This is a genomic window from Lentzea kentuckyensis (genome assembly GCF_002150765.1).
GTDB lineage: Bacteria > Actinomycetota > Actinomycetes > Mycobacteriales > Pseudonocardiaceae > Lentzea > Lentzea kentuckyensis.
In genome coordinates, this window is the sequence record NZ_MUYM01000121.1 from 2,749 (window position 1) to 3,148 (window position 400).

Here is a 400-nt window from a genome sequence, read left to right on the forward strand (position 1 = left end):
TAGAGCGTGTACTGGTCGCCGGGCAACGGTTGTCCGCCGTACTCGCGGAAGATGATCGCGGCCATCGTGGCGAACAGCGGCGTCTCGACCAGTTCGTCGAGGTGGGCTTCGCGGATCTGGTGCAGGAAGCGCTGAGAGTCGTCTCCGGGGAACCACTTGGCGGCGAAGTGTTGCAAGGCCTCGGCGTCGAAGGGCTGCAGTTCGTAACGAACGGCACCGATGCGCTGCAGCGGGGCGAGGGCGCCGCCTTCGGTGGGACGGGTGGTGAGCAGGATCCGGTAGGCGTCGTCCGACGCCCAGGCAGCGAGGCGGTTGAGGAGGCGCAGGCGGAGTTCGGCGTCGGCCACCTCGTCCAGGCCGTCCACCAGGAGAAGCCAGCGGCAGCCGATCGCGCGATCGG

At 68.5% G+C, this 400-nt stretch carries 1 pseudogene; it reads right to left on the reverse strand.

Features of this window, described 5'->3' with window-relative positions:
- A pseudogene (locus tag B0F77_RS48305) lies at nucleotides 1–365 on the reverse strand (hypothetical protein); the annotation flags it as partial.
- Nucleotides 366–400 lie beyond the last annotated feature (35 nt).